The sequence below is a fragment of the Streptomyces sp. NPDC006314 genome (assembly GCF_040613075.1).
Classification (GTDB): domain Bacteria; phylum Actinomycetota; class Actinomycetes; order Streptomycetales; family Streptomycetaceae; genus Streptomyces.
Window position 1 is genome coordinate 36580 of the sequence record NZ_JBEXRL010000011.1, and the last position, 20864, is coordinate 57443.

Below are 20864 nucleotides of genomic sequence, written 5' to 3' on the forward strand. Positions count from 1 at the left end.
GTCACTGCGCCGCCGGGCCACAGAGCCGCCGGGCCACAGCGCTGTCGCACGGATGCGCCACCGCACCGCCGGGGCGGTCTCCCGCGGGCCGGGCCACCCGGGCCCGAGAGTGCCGGTTCCCCGGCATATCCTGATCCCGAGTGGCCATCGGTTGACGAAGGGGTCCGAAGGTGCCGTCAATGCTCGATGCGGTCGTAGTGGGTGCGGGACCGAACGGACTGACCGCTGCCGTGGAGCTGGCCCGCCGTGGCTTCTCCGTCGCCCTGTTCGAGGCGCAGCCCACCCTGGGCGGCGGCGCCCGCACCGAGGAGCTGACCCTCCCCGGCTTCCGGCACGACCCGTGCTCGGCAGCCCACCCCCTCGGCATCAACTCGCCCGCCTTCCGCGCCCTGCCCCTCGACCGCTACGGCCTCGAATGGCTGCATGCCGACCTGCCGATGGCGCATCCCTTCCTCGACGGCAGCGCGGCCGTGTTGGCCCGGTCGGTCGCCGAGACCGCCGCATCCTTCGGGCCACGGGACGCGGGCGCCTACCGCAGGCTGGTCGAGCCGTTCCTCGCCCGCTGGGACACCCTCGTACGGGACTTCATGTCCCTGCCGCTGACCGCGCTCCCGCGCGACCCCGTCACCCTGGCCCGCTTCGGTCTGGCCGGGCTGCCCCCGTCCACCTGGCTGATGCGCCGCTTCAAGGACGAGCGGGCCAGGACACTCTTCGCGGGCCTGGTCGCCCATGTGATGGCCCCGCTCGGCGGGCCGGCCACCGGCGCCATCGGCCTGGTCTTCGCCCTGTCCGCCCACGCCCGCGGCTGGCCGGTGGCCCGAGGCGGCTCCCAGGCAATCTCCGACGCCCTCGCCGCCTACTTGAAGGACCTCGGTGGCGCCGTGCACACCGACTACGAGGTCAAGCGCCTGGACGACCTGCCGCCCGCGCGCGCGTACGTCTTCGACACCTCGCCCACCGCGCTCGCCCGCATCGCCGGCTTCGGTGACCACTACGCGAACTACCGGTACGGCCCCAGCGTCTTCAAGATCGACTACGCGCTGGACGGCCCGGTGCCCTGGACCGCGCCCGAGGCCCGCGTCGCCGGAACCGTCCAGATCGGCGCGAGCAGTGCCGAGATCGGCACCGCACTGCGTGCCGCCGCCCTCAAGGGCCGCGCCCCCGACAGGCCGTTCATGATCACCGTGCAGCCCAGCGTGGTCGACCCCACCCGCGCCCCCGAGGGCAAACAGGTCTTCTGGATGTACGGTCACGTCCCGAACGGCTGGTCCGGTGACCTCACAGACGTCATGGAACGTCAACTGGAGCGCTTCGCCCCCGGCTTCCGTGACCGGGTGCTCGCCCGCGCCGTCGCCGGTCCCGCCGAGATGGCCGCCCGCAACGCCAACTACGTCGGCGGCGACATCGCCTGCGGCGCGGCCTCCGGACTCCAGCTGCTGCTGCGCCCCAAACCGTCCCTGTTCCCGTACCACACCCCCCACCCGGCCGTGTTCATCTGCTCCTCGGCCACCCCGCCGGGACCCGGGGTGCACGGCATGTCGGGGCACAACGCGGCCAAGGCCGTATGGCGGAGACTGAGGCGGACATGACCACCATCACCCTCGTTCAGGGTGACATCACCCGGCAGAGCGCCGACGCGATCGTCAATGCCGCCAACTCCTCCCTGCTCGGCGGTGGGGGAGTGGACGGCGCGATCCACCGCCGGGGCGGCCCCGCCATCCTGGAGGAGTGCCGCACGCTGCGCGCCTCCCGGTACGGCAAGGGCCTGCCCACCGGCCAGGCGGTCGCCACCACGGCCGGAGAACTGGACGCCCGCTGGGTGATCCACACGGTGGGTCCGCGCTTCACCCGCGAGGAGGACCGGTCGGAGTCGCTGGCCTCCTGTTATCGGGAGTCGCTACGGATTGCGGATGAACTCGGTGCTCGTACGGTCGCGTTTCCCGCCGTCTCCGCCGGCATCTACGGCTGGCCGTTGGAGGATGCCGCCCGTATCGCGGTGGAGACGGTGCGAGCCACGGACACGGCGGTCGAAGAGGTGCGGTTCGTTCTCTTCGACGAGCGGGCGTACGAGGCGTTCGCCGCGCGGCTTCGCTGACCGGACTCACGGTCCGGTTGGTGACCTGCACGTCGAGTGTGTGGCGATTCCGGAGTCGGGCTGAAAACTCCTCTGACCTGAAGGGCGATCTCCCTAGACGTTGCACTCCGGGTGAATCAATATCTGTACCCGTGAGGTGAGAGTTCGACGGGCCATGCAGGGAGAGTTTTTGCCGCGAGGAGTAGAGTGGGATTATTCGACACGCACCGGCCGTTCCGGTGTGCTACTGTCGATCTCAGTTGCAGTTGTGGTTCCCAAAACTCCAAGTGCCCCCATTCGGCTCATGCCACGGTGGGAGCGCTTTTGTATTTCCGGTCATTTTCCGGCGGGGTAATCATCTCAGCGACACGGTGTCCGCGCAGTGCGGATTCCGATGTACCGCCCCAGATGTAGCGCGCCAAAGGAGATATGACATGGCTGCTGGTACCGTTAAGTGGTTCAACGCGGAAAAGGGCTTCGGCTTCATCGAGCAGGACGGCGGCGGCGCTGACGTGTTCGCCCACTACTCGAACATCGCCGCCCAGGGCTTCCGCGAGCTGCTCGAGGGTCAGAAGGTGAACTTCGACATCGCGCAGGGCCAGAAGGGCCCGACGGCCGAGAACATCGTTCCGGCCTGACGCTGACGCACACTTTGTAGCTGGGGCCCGTATCCTTCGGGGTGCGGGCCCCAGCTGCACGCATTTCCCGTAGCGGTGTGACCCGCTGGGCGAGTCGGGGGTATTCCGCGGTCTCGCCACGCGCGGGTCCTCCTTCAGGGATGCTTCAGGGATGCAGGCGCATCCCGCGGAGCCACACCGCAGTCGACGCCCGGATCTTACGTCCCCACCGCGTCACGCATTTCACCACCCGCGCAGGCCTGGATGTTCCGCCGGCCAGAGTCGCTTAATTTTGACATCGGTCCATACTCGTAATTCTCCATGCCGCTCATCGCTGCGGGAATTCCTTGATATGTGCCGCATCGAGGAAGGTTCCGCATGAACCGCACCCGTACGAACGACCGTTCCCCGCGCACCCGCAATGGCAGGGCCGACGCCGGAAAGGGTGGCAGCCGCTTCGGCTCGCCGGCACCGCGCCGTTCCGGCGGTCACGGCCGCCGGCCCGCCGCCGTGCAAGGCGAGTTCGCGCTCCCCGAGACGATCACCCCCGCGTTGCCCGCCGTCGAGGACTTCGCCGATCTCGACATGCCCGACCACCTGCTGGCCGAACTCGGCAAGCAGGGTGTGACCGCACCGTTCCCGATCCAGGGCGCGACGCTGCCGAACTCCCTGGCCGGACGTGACGTCCTGGGCCGCGGGCGCACCGGTTCCGGCAAGACCCTCGCCTTCGGCCTCGCCCTGCTGGCCCGCACCGCTGGACAGCGTGCCGAGTCCCGCCAGCCGCTGGGGCTGATCCTCGTACCGACGCGTGAGCTGGCGCAGCAGGTGACCGACGCACTCACGCCGTACGCCCGCTCCGTCAAGCTGCGGCTGGCGACGGTGGTGGGCGGGATGTCGATCGGCAAGCAGGCCGGCGCGCTGCGAGGCGGGGCCGAGGTCGTCGTCGCGACCCCGGGCCGGCTCAAGGACCTCATCGACCGTGGCGACTGCCGGCTGAACCACGTGGGCATCACGGTGCTGGACGAGGCCGACCAGATGGCTGACATGGGTTTCATGCCCCAGGTCACCGCACTGCTCGACCAGGTGCGTCCGGAGGGGCAGCGGATGCTGTTCTCCGCCACCTTGGACCGTAACGTCGACCTGCTGGTGCGCCGCTATCTGACCGATCCCGTCGTGCATTCGGTCGACCCGTCGGCCGGTGCGGTCACGACCATGGAGCACCACGTCCTGCACGTCCACGGCGCCGACAAGCACGCCGCCACCACGGAGATCGCCGCCCGCGAAGGCCGCGTGATCATGTTCCTGGACACCAAACACGCCGTCGACCGGCTGACCCAGGACCTGCTCAACAGCGGGGTCCGGGCCGCCGCGCTGCACGGCGGCAAGTCGCAGCCGCAGCGCACCCGCACGCTGGCGCAGTTCAAGACGGGGCACGTCAGCGTGCTGGTAGCGACCAATGTCGCGGCGCGCGGCATCCACGTCGACAACCTGGACCTCGTCGTCAACGTCGATCCGCCGACCGACCACAAGGACTACCTCCACCGCGGCGGCCGTACCGCCCGCGCGGGTGAGTCCGGCAGTGTCGTCACGCTCGTCACGCCGAACCAGCGCCGCGGCATGGTCCGCCTCATGTCGGACGCCGGAATCCGGCCGCAGACCACCCAGGTACGCTCGGGCGACGAGGCGCTGAGCCGGATCACCGGAGCCCAGGCCCCGTCCGGCATCCCGGTCGTCATCACCGCACCGGTGGTCGAACGCCCCAAGCGCAGCGCCTCCTCCCGAGGCCGACGCCGCCCCTCTTCGGCGACCCGGCGCGCGCCCGTACGCAAGTCCGTCTTCGACGCGGCGGCCTAGAACCTTCGTGATCAGGAAGCCGGCCTCCCTCAGCAGGAGGCACCATGAGGCTGGTTCAGGCTCAGCCCCGCCCGGCGAGCGCCAACGCCGTGCACGGGACAGCCGTTGAGGGGACCGCAGGTCTGTGACGACATGAGCGTCGAGGTGGCGCCTGCCGTCATGGCCGCCGCCCGCACGGGCCGACTGGTCGTCTGTGACCGGGAGGACCAGGGCACCGGCCCGGTCACCCCGGCCGAACTCGCCGCCGTCCGCGACAGCTCCGCCCCACGGACCGCGTCCGCCTGCGCGGCATCCCCGGCGACCACGGATCGTTCACCCCACCCGTTGCCCCTGCGGCCGAAGCCGAGCACGCGATGCGCTCCCGTGGGCTCGGCGCCCTGCCGGTCGTCGGCGAGCAAGGCAGGTCGCGGACATCCTCGTCCTCTCCCGCTGAACCGCCTCACCCCTGGTCGGGCCGTTCTCCCCTTCTCCCTGTGAGGTCACATGCGCTGCGTCATCGCCCGCTTCCCCTTCGAGCTCACCAAGAGCGGCGTGCTGGAATCGATGAAGGGCGTCAAGCCCGAACCGGTCACCGGCGAATCGGTGATCATCGGCCGTCGCCACTATCCCGTCAAGCAAGTCGGCCAGGTCATCACCCGCCAGGACCGCCGTGACTTCAGCGCCGCCGAAGTCCTTCGGGCCATGGCTCAGCTCGGCTTCACCTGCCGCACCCTCCCCAAGGCCGCACCCGTACCCACCCTCAGCCCGCTCCAGCAAGCCTCCGCGCTGCTCGGCACCCCCGCATCCGTCTGACCGGGGGAACAGGCACGAGCCGACACCTGAACGGCGGTGTGGGGTCCGACCGGCGCGTGCCGGCCGGACCCCACACCGCCGTTCAGCGTATTCCCGCCGCGGTGATCGCTCAGCGATCGGAGTAGCTGAAGTCGCCCACGGTCCAGGCGCTGACGTCCTCGATCGCGACACGGTACATTCCGCCCGTCTCCGGGATCCCCATCGTGCCCTGCAGGATCCGGGCGACATGGAAGTGCAGATGCGCGGGCGGCCCGTTGGTCGCGGGGGTGTCGAAGACGGCGGAGAACTCGCCCAAGCGGTCCGAATCCGTCAGTACCTCCGACACCCGCTGCCTCCACACCGCTTCGGGGGCCAGCCGACCGGTGATGACAGCACCACCGGTGACCACGGTCAGGGACATTTGATTGCTCTGCCCGGACTCGACCAGGGCGGCGACATCAACCAGCAGCTCGTCAGGCTTCGACACGAGGGACATTATATTCACGGGTCATCCGGCTGCTTCAGCGGTGGCGCTACCGGGCAAGGCGAGCGCTCACGGTCCTGCCGCCGGAGGCCCGGTGGGTGACCGCGGTGGCGCGGGTGAGGCGGTCGATCACGGCGGGAAAGCCCGTGCCCTATCGCGTGCGTCGCAACGGCCGTCGTGGAACGGGCGGTTGTGGCGCTGACGGCCGTCATGCTCAGCACGAGAGAGTGGCCGCGGGCCGGGAAGCAGCTTTTCGTCGAGGTGCTGACGCCGCGGCGGGAGCGCCGGTCCGTACATCGCGGCACCAGCGCCGGCGTGCACCGCTTCCATGAGCTGCCCGGTCATCGGACCAGGACGTCAAGGCCGGCACCGGCCCTCGTGACGCGCCCGTCACCGGCCGAGCTGTCGGGGGATACGGCCGCAAGCATGAATGCCCAGTGGGGGCCGGTACCCGCCGACGGTAGGGGCTGCGTGGCCGTGAACCACTCCGAGCGCCGGACCTCGGCTTCGGGGCTGCTCAGACCGTCCATGGACCAGTTGAGGCGGTTACCTCATCTCCGGGCAAGCGGAAATCTATGCCCGCCAGAGTAGACATGCGGCGGTGACGTGGTTATGGTTTCTCTCGTAGCCGAGATCGAGCAAGCCCGGCAGAGATGAACTGCCGGGCAGTAGTACAGGCACTCAGCAGCGAAGTCAGTGAGCAGTACCCCGGTGAAGGCGTCGGCTGCGGGCGCGCGCACCGGGGAGTCCACATCACCAGCAGTACCCCGCTTGGTAAGTAGTTGATCACCGAGGGAAGAACGGAGGAGCCAAGCGCCATCAGGATCGCCCGGGCGGAAGTCTCGAGCCCGGGTACCGCAGGACATCGATAGTGAGGTGGTCTCCGGTCAGGCAATCGCGATCCCCGCGCCCCCGACAGCGACTCGGTCGGGTCAGCGGACACAGAAGGCCGGCGCAGCACTAGGGCCGGCAGATGGTGTAGCAGTTCCTTCGGGGCCCTGGTGCCGGTACGGCACCAGGGCCCCTCGACGTGTTCCACAGAGAGGTGAGATGACAGCGGACGATTCCCTCGGCCGTCTCGACGACGACGATTACCCCGCCTACACCATGGGCCGAGCTGCCGAGATACTCGGTACCACCCCCAACTTCCTCCGCGCCGTCGGTGAGGCCCGGCTGATCACACCGCTCCGTTCGAAGGGCGGCCACCGCCGCTACTCCCGTTACCAGTTGCGCATCGCGGCCCGCGCCCGCGAACTCGTCGACCAGGGCACCCCCATCGAGGCCGCCTGCCGCATCGTCATCCTTGAAGACCAGCTCGAAGAAGCCCTGCGCATCAACGCCGAACACCGCCGCGCCGCCGGATCACCCAACCCCCCGGCCGCGGCATGAGAGGCGCGTGCCCGCCGATACCGGCGGGCACCGCACGCACGGTCCCGGTGTGTGGCGTGATCGTTCCTGTGGTGACGTGGCGTGCGGGCGTGTAGCGTCTGTGTCAGCTGTCGTGGTTCGGAGTTCCCCCCTTTGCCCACGCCTTGGCGTGGGCGTTTTGCTGTGCTGTGCCGCAGGAACCAGGGCGATCACCTCCGCCTTCCACATGGAGTGGGGGCGTTCATCGACTGGAAGGCATGACTATGGCTACGGGAACCGTGAAGTGGTTCAACGCGGAAAAGGGTTTCGGCTTCATCGCCCAGGACGGGGGCGGCCCGGACGTCTTCGCGCACTACTCCGCAATCAACTCCTCCGGCTTTCGTGAGCTCCAGGAGGGCCAGAGCGTGACGTTCGACGTCACCCAGGGCCAGAAGGGCCCGCAGGCGGAGAACATCAACCCGGCCTGACCCCACAGCCCTGCCCGAGGGAGAGCGCACTCCGCGTCCGGTGACCGCCGCAGCCCGTGGGGGCCGTGCTTCAGCCGGACCATGGGATCCGCTCTCGTGCCGGGCGCCGAGGACCTGTGGTCCACTGGATCAGGGCCGCGCAGCAATGGCTGGGCGGCCCTGATCTGCCGAGGTGCATCCGGGGCGGCGCGAACCTCGGGCGGGAACTTCCTGAACTCGGTCGCTTCTGGCGTTGTCCCGGCTCGGTCACCTCACCGTACGTGTCGCTGTTGAGCCGAGGGCCGCAAAGCTGCGGTGCAGGTCGCTGGAGGAGCAGAGCTTCAGACGCTGGTCCAGGCGTCGAGGAAGGCTTTCCGTCCGGCCGGATCGTCCGCCCTGCGGTCCGCATGCAGGACGCGCCAGGCGGTGAGCTCGAGATCTCGGAGCCACAGTTCTCCGATGACCTGTGTCTTGAGGTCGGGAAGATGGTCGGACTCGGCGAGGGCTTGGCCGATCACCTCCCCGGTCGCGACGCGCTGAGGCGGGGTCATCTCATCAACGGCCGAGAGGATCTGTCGGGCCAGTGGGGTTCCTTCTCCTCCCAGGGAACGCAGCACCAGCGCCTTGATGTTGACGGGTAGCAGGTAAGCGGTGCCCGAAGACCTCCACAGGTCCGACCAGAAGCGTTCTCCCGCCTTGGTGGGGGCGGGTAGCGCGGCCAGCAGCCCGAGGAGATGGCCGGTGGCCGCATAGCCATCGGAGTGGGCAGCCGCGACGACTGCGATGCCGGCGACGTGCTCCACATCGAGATGGCCGGCTTCGAGATGCGAAGCCAGGCCCAGTTGGTGTTCCAGCTGGTGTGCGAGGGGGGCGGATACATGGGGGCGGACCTCAGGAAGCATCGGCGATCCTTGCGCGTAGGCGAGCGGAGATGCCCGTTCGGAAGCCCTGATCGTTCCCATGGCCAGCCGATCTACTCGGCTTCGGCAGGCCCGATTGGCGACAGGATCACCGGGGTCCGCAGTTCACATGGTGGCGCAACAGCCCATGCCCGGAGACTGGGCCCGCGGGTCTGGACCGGCCTCCCATGCTGTCCGGGTGCGGTCTCCTAGCATGATCGCATGGCTGCCAGTGACGCCCAGGAGTCCGGGGGAGGACGGGAAGCTGCGTCCCGCGACGCCGCTGAACTCGAATGTGGTCACGTCGCCTCGGCGCGTGGAGACCGTCGTGAAGACGGGCTGCCCTGCGGATCACAAGGCGGCGACGCAGGGGAGAAGGCTCACCCGGTTGCTGCTCTCGTGGAGCGGGTGGCCGACCTGGCCGAACCGATCAAGCCGAGGTTGCGTGGCTGGCTCCATGCCGGAATGGTCCCCGCCGCACTGATCGCAGGCGTCGTACTCATCTGCCTGGCCCGTACTCCGCGGGCGGCCCTGGCCTGCGCCGTGTACTCGGTCACCGCCTGGCTGCTGTTCGCAACGAGCGCCATCTACCACCGCGGCACCTGGGGACCGCGCGGCGAGGCTCTTCTGCGGCGTCTCGACCATGCCAACATCTTCCTGATCATCGCCGGTACGTGCACCCCCCTGGCCGTGCTCCTCCTCCCGCCCGACCAGCGGTCCTTGCTGCTGTGGACCGTGTGGGCGTGCGCGTTGGCCGGTATCGCGTTCCGGGTCGTGTGGGTGGGAGCTCCGCGCTGGCTGTACACCCCGTGTTACCTGGCCCTGGGGTGGGCGCCGGTGCGCTACCTGCCCGACTTCCTGCACACAGGCGGAGCAGCCGTAGTCGTCCTGATCGTTGCCGGCGGTCTCCTCTACAGCGCGGGCGCGGTGGTCTACGCCCTCCAGCGGCCCGACCCCTCACCGCGCTGGTTCGGTTTCCACGAGGTCTTCCACGCGCTGACCGTGGTGGGTTTCACCGCGCACTACACGGCCATCTCCCTGGCCACCTACTGACCACCGCGACAGCGTTCTGGCTCCGGTGTGCCGCGGAGCGGGACAGATGCCGGGCGTAGTGCCTCGTGTCGCGAGGCCTGTCGGCCGGGCGGGCACCGCGGCTGCGTCGTGCGATCCGGCCGGTCTACCGGCGGGCGGCGTGCACCCCGTGACGCGGCGCACCGCGCGAGGTCGTAGGCCGCGACCGCCCGGGCGGCCGAAGGCGAACCGGCCGGAGGCTACGGGTGGTCAGCCGCAGGTACTGGAAGACCGGCTCATTCCCCGTGCACGGGCTTCGCCAGCTCTGCGTTGAACTGAGCGCCGACCAGAAGGGACAGGTTGGACAGCCACAGCCAGACCAGGAAGATCACGACGCCTGCCAGCGAACCGTACAGACGGTCGTAGGTGCTGACATGGGAGGTGTAGGCGGCGAATCCGAGTGAGACGGCCGACAGGAGCACCACCGCCAATGTGCCGCCGGGCGCCATCCTCCCGACAGGGCGGGAGCGCGCCGGTCCTGACCGGTACAGGACGAGCACCAGAGCGACGGCGACCGCGGCCACGACCGGCCACCGTAGTGTGTCCCAGGCAGCCTGGCCGGCACCCATATCCAGCGCCCGGCCCAGACGCCGGGCCAGGTTGCCAGTGATCAACAACGCCAGGGTCGACGTGAGAAGCAGGGAGACCAGGACGAGGGCCGTGGCGATGATGCGCGGAGCGGTACGCCAGACCGGCCGGTCCGCGTCGATCCGATGCATGGCGTACAACGCCCGGCGGAAGACACTCAGATAGCTGCATCCCGACCACAGGGCTCCCGACCCTCCGACGAAGATCAGCGTCCATGCCGTCGACGACTCTGCGGCCATCTGCCGCAGGGTGCTGCGCAGCAGAGCGCGGGACGCGGCCGGGGCGGCCTGCGCCATGCGGTCGATGACCTCCGGCTTGGCCGTGGGCATGGTCAGCCCCAGGATCGAGAGGATCACCAGCAGCGAGGGGAACAGGGCCAGGACCGCGTAATAGGTCAGCGCGGCGGCCCAGTCCGTGACGTCGTCGTTCCAGACGGCCACCGGCGTCCGGCGCAGCGCCGTCCACCACCGAGCCGTGTGACCGTCTGCATCGTCCATGACGCGGATGCTCTCACTCCCTGGGACTGCTGCTCGAGACGTTCTCGCCGTCACCCTACGCCTGCCCGGCACGCCTTCTGAGTCACCGCTCGGGCCGGGGGTCCGGCCCATATGACGGCCGGACCCCGTGCGCACTGCGGACGCGCAGGCGATCGGGCGCGTAAGAGGCCATACCGCCTGCAGGGGTACCAAACGGCAGCAGGGGTAGGAATGTGGCAGTCGGGGGCGGGACGGGCACGCGCGAGGGAACCGGCGCGACCTCCTGCCGTGTACCCGCCCCCGGCGCCTTGCCGACGGCCGGGCGCCCAGGCGGGCTGCGATGGCGTGCGGCGCACTCGGCTCCCCGGCAGCCTGAGGGGGCAGGCAGATCGAGGCCCAGGAAGTCATGCGGAGTGCGTCGCCGTCCTTGAGCCAGCCGCGCAAAGGCGCCTGACCTGGTGGGACGCTGTTAGTCCGCGAGAAACTCGGGAACTCCGCGGGCTGTCACACGAGAGGCAGCGCCGAGGTGGGCATCCGTCAGTACGGTTCGAGGCGCCGGAGGATCGCCCTTTGGCGACTTCGGGCCAAGCTCATGGTGCCGGTTGGGGTCATTCCGTGATTCACTGCTCAATCTCCGTCGGCTTTCAGCCACTTGCGGCAAGGCGCGGTGCAGAAGGCACCTGCTGCATGCGCTGGACTCGGTGATGAGCTGCCCGAACGCGTTCGCCCCGTGGGGGTGCCGCGATACCGGGCACGTACTACTGGAACCCTGATGCGAGCGACCGGTCCTGTTCCGGTCCGCGCCCATAGGCCGGGAGACGGCCGCAGGCCTGGCGGAGCGGCCGTGTGGGGCGACGGCCATGTGCCTTGCCGCGGCCGTTGTATGCCCCGGCCATGGCCATGCCCTCCCCGGAGGCCGGTAGCGGCCGCCGCCCCCTGGCCGAAGCGGCGGCGGCGCGCGTGGCATCATCGGCCGGGGTCAGGACCACCGCCGTACGAGGAGCACGATGAACCCCGCTCTCACCGCCCCGCCCGACGGGGGTACCCCCGCCCCGAACGGAGCCGAGAGCCGGAGGCCGGCCAACGGCCTCCTGGACGACTTCTCCCTGGAGATGACCGGCAAGGACGTGCCCCGGCTGGAGGAGGCCCGCGACAGCATCCCGCCCGGTACCCGGATCAACATCACCTTCCTCGCCGGCGAGGACCTCGGCATGCGGCTCACGGCCGCCCGCGCGGTCAAACGGCTCGGCTTCGTCCCCGTACCGCACATCTCCGCGCGCCGCCTGCCCTCCCACTCCGCCCTGGAGGAGTTCCTGTCCGGGCTGGCGGCGGACGGCACCGCCGAGAACGTCTTCGTCGTGGGCGGTGACCCCGCCCGCCCCGAGGGCCCCTACGCGGACGCCCTCGCCCTCCTGCGCACCGGTCCGCTGCGGCAGCACGGCGTCCGCCACGTCGGCATCAGCGGCTACCCCGAGGGCCACCCGGCGATCGCCGGTCCCACGCTGTGGTCGGCGCTCACCGACAAGGCGGCGGCCATCGGCACCGACCGGTTCGGCGGCGAGGTCATCACGCAGTTCGGCTTCGACGCCGACCCGGTCCTCGCCTGGCTGGAGGCCGTCCGCGCCCGCGGCGTGCACCTGCCCGTCCGCATCGGCGTCCCCGGCCCGGCGGGCGTGCGCCGGCTGCTCGGCTACGCCACCCGGTTCGGCGTCGCCACCAGCGCCTCCGTCGCCCGCAAGTACGGCTTCTCGCTGACCAACCTGATGGGCACGACCGGACCGGACCGCTTCCTGCACGCGCTGGCCGACGGGTACGACCCCGCGCGGCACGGCCAGGTGAAGGTGCACTTCTACACGTTCGGCGGGCTGCGGACCACCGCCGAGTGGGTCTCCCGGTTCCAGCGGGAGAGCCGCCTCTAGTAACCCGAAGGCGCCCCCTGGTCACGCCCACGTACGTGTCGGATTTCCGCCAGCGGCGGGGTCCGGCGGTGGTCGATGCTGGACGCATGCGGACAGGGATGCACCTCGACCGGGAGCACTGCGTGCGCGCCGTGCGCTCCAAGGACGCGCGGTTCGACGGGTGGTTCTTCACGGCCGTCCTGACCACCCGGATCTACTGCCGGCCCAGCTGCCCGGTGGTCCCGCCCAAGGCCGGGAACATGACGTTCTACCCGAGCGCCGCCGCCTGTCAGCAGGCCGGCTTCCGGGCCTGCAAGCGCTGCCGCCCCGACACCAGCCCCGGCTCCCCGGAGTGGAACCAGCGCGCCGACCTGGTCGCCCGGGCCATGCGGCTCATCGCCGACGGCGTCGTGGACCGGGAGGGCGTGCCGGGACTCGCCACCCGGCTCGGCTACAGCATCCGGCAGGTGGAGCGGCAACTGCTCGCCGAGCTGGGCGCGGGGCCCCTCGCACTCGCGCGCGCCCAGCGCGCCCAGACCGCGCGCCTGCTCATCGAGACCACCCCGCTGCCCATGGCGGAGATCGCCTTCGCGGCCGGGTTCTCCTCCATCCGCACCTTCAACGACACCGTCCGCGAGGTCTTCGCCCTGTCCCCGAGCGAGCTGCGCGCCCGAGTCCCCGGCAGCCGCGCGGCGAGCACCCCGGGCACGCTCTCCCTGCGCCTGCCGTTCCGCGCCCCGCTCAACCCCGACAACCTGTTCGGTCACCTCGCCGCCACGGCGGTACCCGGCGTCGAGGAGTGGCGCGACGGCGCCTACCGGCGCACACTCCGGCTGCCCTACGGGCACGGCATCGCCGCCCTCACCCCGCGGCCCGACCACATCGCCTGCCGCCTCACCCTCAGCGACCTGCGCGACCTGACCGTGGCCATCAGCCGCTGCCGCCGCATGCTCGACCTGGACGCCGACCCGGTCGCCGTCGACGGGCGGCTACGCACCGACCCGCTGCTCGCGCCCCTGGTCGACCGGGCCCCGGGCCGCCGGGTGCCCCGCACGGTCGACGAGGCCGAGTTCGCCGTCCGTGCCGTCCTCGGACAGCAGGTGTCCACGGCCGCCGCCCGCACCCACGCGGCCCGCCTGGTCACCGCACACGGCAAGCCCCTCGACGACCCGGGGGGCGGACTCACCCACCTCTTCCCGTCCCCCGAGGCGCTGGCCGACGTGGACCCCGAGACCCTGGCCATGCCCCGCACCCGCCGCACCACCCTCACCACCCTCGTCCGGCAACTCGCCGACGGCACTCTGCACCTGGGCGTCGAATCGGACTGGGTGGAGGCCCGTGCCCGGCTGCTCGCCCTGCCCGGCTTCGGGCCCTGGACGGCCGACGTCATCGCCATGCGCGCCCTCGGCGACCCCGACGCCTTCCTCCCCACCGACCTCGGAATCCGCCGAGCGGCGGGGGAGTCGGGCCTGCCGGCCACCCCGGCCGCGCTCACCGCACGCGCCGAGGCCTGGCGGCCCTGGCGGGCGTACGCGGTGCAGTATCTGTGGGCGACCGACAGCCACCCGATCAACTTCCTCCCCGTCTGAGAAGGGTCAGCAGTGAAGCGCCATACCGTGATCGACAGCCCGTACGGCCCACTCACCCTCGTCGCCGACGCGGACGGCGCCCTGTGCGGCCTGTACATGGCCGGCCAGCGGCACCGCCCTCCTGAGGAGGGCTTCGGCCCGCGCGATGACCACCCGTCCACCTTCGCTGCGGCCGAGGAGCAGCTGTCGGCCTACTTCGCGGGCGAGCTGACGGAGTTCACCGTCGAACTCGCGTTGTCCGGGACGCCGTTCCAGCGCAACGTGTGGGAACGACTCGCCCGCATCCCCTACGGCGAGACCCGCACCTACGGCGAACTCGCCGAGACCCTCGGCAATCCCCAGGCCTCCCGCGCGGTCGGCCTCGCCAACGGACGCAACCCCATCGGCATCATCATCCCCTGCCACCGGGTGGTCGGCGCCGACGGCAGCCTCACCGGCTACGGCGGCGGCCTGGACCGCAAGCGGCAGCTGCTGGACTTCGAGCGGGGAACGGCACTCTTCTAGCACACCGCGACTCCACGGCGCACGACCGGCCTAGACGCCGTCCGGGCCGTTCACGCCGCTCTCGGCACCGAGCCGCCGCAGGAGCCCGGGCAGGGCGGTGCCGATGGGCTCGCGGATCACCTCCTGGGCCAGCTCGTCGTACGGTGTCGGCTCGGCGTTGACGATGATCAGGCGGGCGCCGTGGTCGGCGGCGACCCCGACCAGACCGGCGGCGGGCTGCACCCGCAGACTGCTGCCGACCGCGATGAAAACGGTGCACGCCTTGCTGATCGCCAGGGCCTCACCGAGGACCACCGGATCCAGCCGCTCGCCGAACATGACCGTCGCCGACTTCAGGATGCCGCCGCACTCCAGGCACGACGGATCCTCCTCGCCGGCCTCGACCCGGGCGAGGGCGTCCTCCATCGGCCTCCGCGCACCGCACCCGGTGCACACCACACTGCGCGCGCTGCCGTGCAGTTCGAGCACCTTGCGGGCCGGCATCCCGGCCAGCTGGTGCAGGCCGTCCACGTTCTGCGTGATCACCCGCACCGGGACGCCGCACCGCTCCAGCTCGGCGACGGCCCGGTGCGCCGCGTTCGGCTCGGCCCTCAGCGTGCGGTTCTTGCGCCGCATCTGCCAGGACCGCCGCCGGATCTCCGGATCGCCCATGTAGTACTCGTAGGTCACGAGCTTCTCGGCTTCCGGTTCCCGCCGCCACAGCCCGTTGGGACCGCGGTAGTCGGGAATCCCGGAGTCGGTGGAGATACCGGCGCCGCTGAGCACCGCGACGAGAAGCTTGGTCATGTACTCGAGGGTAGGCCGGGCGTTCCGGCCCCCGCCAACGGATAACCTCAGCCCAGCCACGCCCAGCGCACCGCGGCCACCGCGGCCAGCGTCAGTGCCGGCGCCGCCCAGCCCCACCCCAAGACCCGCCGCACCGACGGGAACAGCCACAGCCCGGTCGCCGCACCGCCGGCCGCCACGGTGAGGACGCACGCCAGGACCATGGCGGCGTACGCGTCGTCGTCCCACGGGCCGGACGGGCGTATGGTGAGCGCCGCCCGGCAGAAGAACCCGGCAACGAGGGTGAGCAGGGTGAGCGGTGCGGCCATGACGAGCCGCAGACAGCCGCGGTCGTCGTCGGGGGCCGCGGGGCCGCGCTTCGGTGCGAGGTCGTCCGGGTGGGCGGGGCGGGGCATCGGCGCGGTGTCGTCCTCGGGTCGGCCGGTCCTCGTGTCGGGGATTCCGGTCACGGCGGGGAGTTCCCGATGCTAGCGTCCGGGCATGGCCAAGGTGACTGTCTCGCTCGACGCCCAGCTCGTCGTGGAGGTCATGGTGCTCGCCGGGGTGGGCAACCCCCAGGACGCCGTCGAACTCGTCGTCCGCGACTACATCGAGCGCGGACACCGCACGGAGGCGAGGGTAGCCGCACGCGACGAGGCGCTGCGCGAGGTGGACGCCAAGCCGCGGGACCCGGAGGGCTGACCGGTCACGCCACCCGGTGGCCGTTCTCCAGCTCCGCCGCGCCGGAGCCGTCCGCGAGGACGTCCAGGGCGGCCAGGACGCGGCGGCCGAGCGCGCCGGGCAGGTACTCGGTGATCTCCTCGCGCCGTACCAGACGCCAGGACAGCAGCTCCTCCTCCTGCAGCCGGATGGCCTTGAAGTCGGCGTCCGCGAGGACCCCACCGTCGTACAGGTACGCCACCAGCGGCGGCCGGCCCGCGCCGAGCACCCAGTCCACGGCCAGCAGCCGGCCCGGTTCGCGGTCGAGCCCGATCTCCTCCAGCGTCTCCCGCCGCGCGCCCTGGCGCGGGGTCTCCCCGTCGTCGGACTCGATGGTCCCGCCCGGAAGCGCCCAGCCCTCACGGTAGTTGGGCTCGACCAGCAGCACACGCCCGTCGGTGTCCCGGAAGAGCGCGGCGGCTCCGGCGAGGACACGGGGCAGGCTCGCGATGTACGTGGCGAAGTCGTCAGTCGTGGTCATCCAGGAAGGGTAACCAGCCACGGTGGGGGCTATGCCCCGCTCGTCGCCAGGCGCAGGGTGCGTTCGGCCAGCGCACTGATCCGTACGCCGTCGAAGCCGAACACCGCGCTGCGGACGGTGTCCTCCAGCGGGTCCTTCCACTGGTCCGGGATCGCGGCCGCGCCGAGGAGGACACCGGCCACCGAGCCGGCCGTCGCCCCGTTGGAGTCGGTGTCCAGGCCGCCGCGCACCGTCAGTGCGATGGTCCGGGTGAAGTCGCCGTCACCGTAGAGCAGCCCGGCGGTGAGCACGGCGGCATTCGGCACGGTGTGGATCCAGCCGAGCCCGGCGGTCTCCGCGGACAGCGTGGCCAGGGTCTCCTCCCACGGCAGCCGCGTCTCGTGCAGGGTCGTGACCCGCCGCACGGTACGGGCGAGGCGGCTGCTCGCGGGAATCAGGCCGAGAGCTCGCTCCAGCGCGTCCCGTACGGTCGGGGCGGTGAAGGCCGCCGAGATCAGCCCCGCCGCGAACATCGCGCCGTACACGCCGTTGCCGGTGTGCGACAGCACCGCGTCCCGGCGGGCCAGACCGGCGGCGCGGGACGGGTCGCCGGGGCAGGTCCAGCCGTACACGTCGGCGCGGATGAGGGCGCCGATCCACTCCTGGTACGGGTTGTCGTACGTCGCCGTCAGCGGCGGCTTCAGCCCGTTCGCGAGATTGCGGTACGCCGCCCGCTCCGCCGTGAAGGTCTGCAGGTACGGCAGCCGGAGCAGCCACAGGTCGCCGACCTGTTCGGTGCTGAAGGCGAAGCCGTGGGTCTCCAGCAGGTGCAGGCCGAGGATCGCGTAGTCCACGTCGTCGTCCCGGCAGCTGCCGTGGATGCGGCCGCGCACACACGCGCGCCACTCGGGGCGCAGTACGGCGGTCTCGGCCGCGTCGGCGGGCTCGGGCAGGTAGTCGGTGAGGGGCAGGGCGGCGGCCCGCCGCAGATAGCGGTCGATGCGGTCGCGGGTCCACACCTCGCCCTGTTCGACCGGCTTGCCGAGCATGTTGCCCGCGATCCGGCCGAGCCAGCCGCCGTGGATGCGGTCGGCGAGGTCGGGCTCGGTGCGCCCGATGGTCATGGGGCGGGTGGTCATGGCTGGGGTCTACCCGTTTTCCCCGGCCGCATCTCAGGGGCTTCCCATGGTTCGGTCGGAGCATGACGGGGAGGGCGTCCTGAGGTTATGGTCGCAGCGGCGCGACTGGCCCTGACGTGCGCGGGGCCCGGAGAGCAAGGGGAAAGCAAGGTGGCGGACGCTGCAGTGAACGAGACCCGTCGGGTGCTCATCGCCGCGGACAAGTTCAAGGGCTCGCTGACGGCCGTACAGGTCGCCGAGCGAGTGACGGCCGGGTTGCGCCGGGCCGTGCCGGATCTTCAGGTGGAGGCGCTGCCCGTGGCCGACGGCGGCGACGGGACCGTGGACGCGGCGGTCGCGGCCGGCTTCGAACGGCGGGAGATCCGGGTCGCCGGACCGCTCGGCCGGGAGGTCACCGCCGCGTTCGCGCTGCGCGAGGGCACGGCGGTCGTGGAGATGGCCGAGGCGAGCGGGCTCCAGCGCCTCCCGGCCGGTGTCTTCGCGCCGCTGACGGCTTCCACGTACGGCTCGGGGGAGCTGCTGCGGGCCGCGCTGGACGCGGGTGCGCGGACGATCGTGTTCGGCGTCGGGGGCAGCGCCACGACGGACGGCGGCGCGGGCATGCTGGCGGCGCTCGGCGCGCGCTTCCTGGACGAGGACGGCGAGCCGGTCTCCCCGGGCGGCGGCGGGCTGGCCGGCCTGGCCCGCGCGGACCTCTCCGGTCTCGACCCCCGGCTGTCCTCGGTCGAGCTGGTGCTGGCGAGCGACGTCGACAACCCGCTGACCGGGCCGAAGGGCGCGGCTGCGGTGTACGGCCCGCAGAAGGGGGCGTCGCCGGACGACGTGGAGACCCTGGACGCGGCGCTCGCGCACTATGCCAAGGTGCTCGAGGCCGAGGCCGGACCGCGGGCGGCGGAGTACGCGGCGGCCCCGGGGGCGGGCGCGGCGGGCGGCATCGGCTACGGCGCTCTGCTCCTGGGCGCCCGCTTTCGTCCCGGCATCGACGTCATGCTGGATGTCCTGGGCTTCGCACCCGCACTCGAGCGGGCCTCGCTGGTGATCACCGGTGAGGGGTCACTGGACGAGCAGACGCTGCACGGGAAGGCGCCGGCGGGGGTCGCCGCGGCGGCGCGGGCGGCCGGGAAGGACGTCGTGGCGGTGTGCGGGCGGCTCGCGCTGCCGCAGGAGGCGCTGCGGCGGGCCGGGATCGGCCGGGCGTATCCGCTGACCTCCGTCGAGCCGGACGTGGCGACGTGCATCGCGGAGGCCGGGCCGATCCTGGAGCGGGTCGCGGAGCAGATCGGGCGGGACTTCCCGAACTGAGCGGTGGCCGCACGGACCGTCCTGGTCCCGTCTGACCGCGCGAGGACACGTCCGACACCCATGTGCTCGGGGAGCGGGTTCCCATCGTCATCGTCCACGGTGAACCGGACAGAACGATCAACCCCGGCGACACTCACGGTCTGGCTGTTCCCGAACCGGTGGACACCTCGTGCGCGCCGGCCGGCAGCACGGGACCCTGAAGGTCCAGCATGCCCACGTCGTAGTGCCCCTTGGCCGGCTGCCGTGCCCAGCTGTACCGGGAAACGGGTGTGGCCCGAGTCGCATGGACTCGGGCCACACCCGTTGGGCCGGTAAGGAGGCTCAGGGCAGCTGCGCCGCCCGCGCCTCCCGGCGGTTGTCGCGGAAGTTGTTCACCCGGCGAGCCGTCGCGAACAGCGGGATCACCGCGCCCATGACCAGCTGCAGGGCGCAGCCCGTCTGGAGCAGCAGCTGGCCGCTCGGGGCGTCGAAGGCCCAGGCGGCCAGCAGGCCCATGGACAGGACGATCCAGGAGAGCATCGCGCCGGCGAGGCGGCCCCGCGGCTTGGGGTACTCCACCCGGCTGACCATCAGCCACGCCGTGCCCAGGATCGCCAGCAGCGTCGCCACGAAGGGCAGCTCCAGCAGCACGATCGAGACGACCGTCAGCGCGCCGAACGGTGAGGGCATGCCCTGGAACACGCCGTCTTTCATCGTCACGCACGAGAAGCGCGCCAGACGCAGGACGACGGCCAGGAGCACCACGATTGCCCCGAGCGCCGCCACTCTCTGGTGCGCGTCGTCCGCGACCATGCCGTAGACGAGCACGAAGTACGCCGGTGCCAGGCCGAAGCTGATCAGGTCGGAGAGGTTGTCCAGCTCGGCGCCCATCGGGGAGGAGCGCAGCTTTCTCGCCACCAGGCCGTCGAACAGGTCGAAGACCGCCGCGCAGAGCATCAGAATGACCGCCGTGGCCGCGCTGTGGCGGGCCATGCCGGACTCCTGGCTGCCGGTGAGGTGCGGGATCAGGATGCCGGTGGTGGTGAAGTACACCGCCATGAAGCCGCACGTGGCGTTGCCGAGCGTGAGGGTGTCCGCTATCGACAGGCGGAGAGAAAGAGGCATCTCCTCGTCGTCGTCCACCTCGTCGGCCTCGGGCACCCAGCCCGCCTGGGTCTCCGGATCAATCACGGTCAATGCGAGTCACCCCAGCCACGGTCTTCTGGCCGACCTCGACCGCGACCTCCACGCCTTCGGGCAGGTAGAGGTCGACACGCGAGCCGAAGCGGATCAGACCGATACGGTCGCCCTGCTCGACCTTCGTGCCCTCGGGGATGTAGGGCACGATGCGGCGGGCCACCGCGCCGGCGATCTGGATCATCTCGATGTCGCCGAGTTCGGTGTCGAAATGCCAGACTACGCGCTCGTTGTTCTCGCTCTCCTTATTGAAAGCCGGAACAAAGCCGCCGGGGATGTGCTCGACCGACGTCACCGTGCCCGCGAGGGGCGCCCGGTTGACGTGGACATTGAGCGGGCTCATGAAGATCGCGACCCGGGTGCGGCCGTCCTTCCACGGCATGATGCTCTGCACCACACCGTCGGCGGGCGAGATGACCCGGCCCGTGGCGATCTCACGCTCGGGGTCGCGGAAGAACCACAGCATGCCCGCCGCGAGCGCGGTGGCGGGCACGGCGACGGCCTTGGCGGCGCCCGAGCGGCGAGCGCGGGCCAGGCTGAGGGCTGCGGTGGCGACGGTCGGGAGAAGCCACGGCGATGCTCCGCGCGCGAGGCGTACGCCGGCTCGGCTGTCGCGAGGTGCAGAGGTTTGGCTGTGGGGCATGGATGACCTTCGTAGCGGAC

General features: G+C 71.1%; 22 protein-coding genes and 1 pseudogene. 14 read left to right on the forward strand and 9 right to left on the reverse strand.

The genetic code is table 11. The features are described 5' to 3' along the window. The first annotated feature begins 170 nt into the window (after positions 1–170). The 6 genes and pseudogenes from ABZ079_RS21245 (at position 171) to ABZ079_RS21270 (ending at position 5337) form a co-directional block, all read left to right on the forward strand. Positions 171–1589: an NAD(P)/FAD-dependent oxidoreductase gene (locus tag ABZ079_RS21245; protein WP_356940984.1), complete on the forward strand. Its 1419-nt coding sequence runs from the start codon at positions 171–173 to the stop codon at positions 1587–1589. Continuing rightward, positions 1586–2095, forward strand: a complete 510-nt coding sequence (locus ABZ079_RS21250) for an O-acetyl-ADP-ribose deacetylase (RefSeq protein WP_356940985.1) — start codon at positions 1586–1588, stop codon at positions 2093–2095. The genes ABZ079_RS21245 and ABZ079_RS21250 overlap by 4 nt, the downstream gene beginning before the upstream one ends. 413 nt (positions 2096–2508) lie before the next feature. Next, on the forward strand, positions 2509–2712 hold the full coding sequence (locus ABZ079_RS21255) for a cold-shock protein (protein ID WP_003973099.1): 204 nt from the start codon (positions 2509–2511) through the stop codon (positions 2710–2712). Between the two features lie 357 nt (positions 2713–3069). Then, the gene (locus ABZ079_RS21260; protein WP_356940986.1) at positions 3070–4545 is read left to right on the forward strand and encodes a DEAD/DEAH box helicase; all 1476 of its coding nucleotides are present in this window, start codon (positions 3070–3072) and stop codon (positions 4543–4545) included. Positions 4546–4677: 132 nt separating this feature from the next. Continuing rightward, positions 4678–4946 (forward strand): annotated as a pseudogene (locus ABZ079_RS21265) (hypothetical protein); the annotation flags it as partial. A gap of 82 nt (positions 4947–5028) precedes the next feature. After that, complete coding sequence (locus ABZ079_RS21270; protein WP_356940987.1) at positions 5029–5337, forward strand: SCO5918 family protein; 309 nt, start codon at positions 5029–5031, stop codon at positions 5335–5337. A 109-nt stretch (positions 5338–5446) separates the two neighbouring features. On the opposite strand, the gene ABZ079_RS21275 is transcribed toward ABZ079_RS21270, so the two are convergent. Continuing rightward, complete coding sequence (locus ABZ079_RS21275; RefSeq protein WP_356940988.1) at positions 5447–5803, reverse strand: hypothetical protein; 357 nt, start codon at positions 5801–5803, stop codon at positions 5447–5449. Between the two features lie 1047 nt (positions 5804–6850). Between ABZ079_RS21275 and ABZ079_RS21280 the strand changes: the two genes are divergently transcribed. Next, complete coding sequence (locus tag ABZ079_RS21280) at positions 6851–7189, forward strand: MerR family transcriptional regulator (RefSeq protein WP_356940989.1); 339 nt, start codon at positions 6851–6853, stop codon at positions 7187–7189. 242 nt (positions 7190–7431) lie between these two features. Then, entirely contained in the window at positions 7432–7635 is a 204-nt protein-coding gene (locus tag ABZ079_RS21285) for a cold-shock protein (RefSeq protein WP_161200952.1), read from the forward strand. Between the two features lie 320 nt (positions 7636–7955). Here ABZ079_RS21285 and ABZ079_RS21290 read toward each other — a convergent pair whose 3' ends face one another. After that, the gene (locus tag ABZ079_RS21290; RefSeq protein WP_356940990.1) at positions 7956–8516 is read right to left on the reverse strand and encodes a hypothetical protein; all 561 of its coding nucleotides are present in this window, start codon (positions 8514–8516) and stop codon (positions 7956–7958) included. A gap of 219 nt (positions 8517–8735) precedes the next feature. On the opposite strand from ABZ079_RS21290, the gene ABZ079_RS21295 reads away from it, so the two are divergent. Continuing rightward, positions 8736–9566, forward strand: coding sequence for a hemolysin III family protein (locus tag ABZ079_RS21295; protein WP_356940991.1), 831 nt, complete (start codon positions 8736–8738; stop codon positions 9564–9566). A 254-nt stretch (positions 9567–9820) separates the two neighbouring features. Here the strand turns inward: ABZ079_RS21295 and ABZ079_RS21300 are convergent, their stop codons facing one another. Then, the gene (locus ABZ079_RS21300; RefSeq protein WP_356940992.1) at positions 9821–10669 is read right to left on the reverse strand and encodes a YihY/virulence factor BrkB family protein; all 849 of its coding nucleotides are present in this window, start codon (positions 10667–10669) and stop codon (positions 9821–9823) included. Between the two features lie 1091 nt (positions 10670–11760). On the opposite strand from ABZ079_RS21300, the gene ABZ079_RS21305 reads away from it, so the two are divergent. The 3 genes from ABZ079_RS21305 (at position 11761) to ABZ079_RS21315 (ending at position 14639) form a co-directional block, all read left to right on the forward strand. Next, the gene (locus ABZ079_RS21305; protein WP_356941170.1) at positions 11761–12567 is read left to right on the forward strand and encodes a methylenetetrahydrofolate reductase; all 807 of its coding nucleotides are present in this window, start codon (positions 11761–11763) and stop codon (positions 12565–12567) included. Between the two features lie 98 nt (positions 12568–12665). Further along, complete coding sequence (locus tag ABZ079_RS21310; RefSeq protein WP_356941171.1) at positions 12666–14135, forward strand: AlkA N-terminal domain-containing protein; 1470 nt, start codon at positions 12666–12668, stop codon at positions 14133–14135. Between the two features lie 12 nt (positions 14136–14147). Then, entirely contained in the window at positions 14148–14639 is a 492-nt protein-coding gene (locus ABZ079_RS21315; RefSeq protein ID WP_356940993.1) for a methylated-DNA--[protein]-cysteine S-methyltransferase, read from the forward strand. A 30-nt stretch (positions 14640–14669) separates the two neighbouring features. Here the strand turns inward: ABZ079_RS21315 and ABZ079_RS21320 are convergent, their stop codons facing one another. Together ABZ079_RS21320 and ABZ079_RS21325 are read right to left on the reverse strand one after the other, a co-directional pair. After that, a complete protein-coding gene (locus ABZ079_RS21320) occupies positions 14670–15425 on the reverse strand; it encodes a Sir2 family NAD-dependent protein deacetylase (protein WP_356940994.1) in 756 nt (251 codons plus the stop codon). Between the two features lie 47 nt (positions 15426–15472). Next, a complete protein-coding gene (locus tag ABZ079_RS21325) occupies positions 15473–15874 on the reverse strand; it encodes a hypothetical protein (protein WP_356940995.1) in 402 nt (133 codons plus the stop codon). 31 nt (positions 15875–15905) lie between these two features. On the opposite strand from ABZ079_RS21325, the gene ABZ079_RS21330 reads away from it, so the two are divergent. Next, positions 15906–16106, forward strand: coding sequence for a DUF2191 domain-containing protein (locus ABZ079_RS21330; RefSeq protein ID WP_356940996.1), 201 nt, complete (start codon positions 15906–15908; stop codon positions 16104–16106). Between the two features lie 4 nt (positions 16107–16110). Here ABZ079_RS21330 and ABZ079_RS21335 read toward each other — a convergent pair whose 3' ends face one another. Both ABZ079_RS21335 and ABZ079_RS21340 read right to left on the reverse strand, forming a co-directional pair. Beyond that, positions 16111–16605: an NUDIX hydrolase gene (locus ABZ079_RS21335; protein WP_356940997.1), complete on the reverse strand. Its 495-nt coding sequence runs from the start codon at positions 16603–16605 to the stop codon at positions 16111–16113. 29 nt (positions 16606–16634) lie between these two features. Beyond that, a complete protein-coding gene (locus ABZ079_RS21340) occupies positions 16635–17708 on the reverse strand; it encodes an ADP-ribosylglycohydrolase family protein (RefSeq protein WP_356941172.1) in 1074 nt (357 codons plus the stop codon). A 198-nt stretch (positions 17709–17906) separates the two neighbouring features. On the opposite strand from ABZ079_RS21340, the gene ABZ079_RS21345 reads away from it, so the two are divergent. Next, on the forward strand, positions 17907–19025 hold the full coding sequence (locus ABZ079_RS21345; RefSeq protein ID WP_356941173.1) for a glycerate kinase: 1119 nt from the start codon (positions 17907–17909) through the stop codon (positions 19023–19025). A gap of 321 nt (positions 19026–19346) precedes the next feature. Here ABZ079_RS21345 and pssA read toward each other — a convergent pair whose 3' ends face one another. Both pssA and ABZ079_RS21355 read right to left on the reverse strand, forming a co-directional pair. Continuing rightward, positions 19347–20165: a CDP-diacylglycerol--serine O-phosphatidyltransferase gene (gene pssA / locus ABZ079_RS21350; protein WP_356941174.1), complete on the reverse strand. Its 819-nt coding sequence runs from the start codon at positions 20163–20165 to the stop codon at positions 19347–19349. A 22-nt stretch (positions 20166–20187) separates the two neighbouring features. Continuing rightward, a complete protein-coding gene (locus ABZ079_RS21355) occupies positions 20188–20844 on the reverse strand; it encodes a phosphatidylserine decarboxylase (RefSeq protein ID WP_356940998.1) in 657 nt (218 codons plus the stop codon). Between the last annotated feature and the right edge of the window lie 20 nt (positions 20845–20864).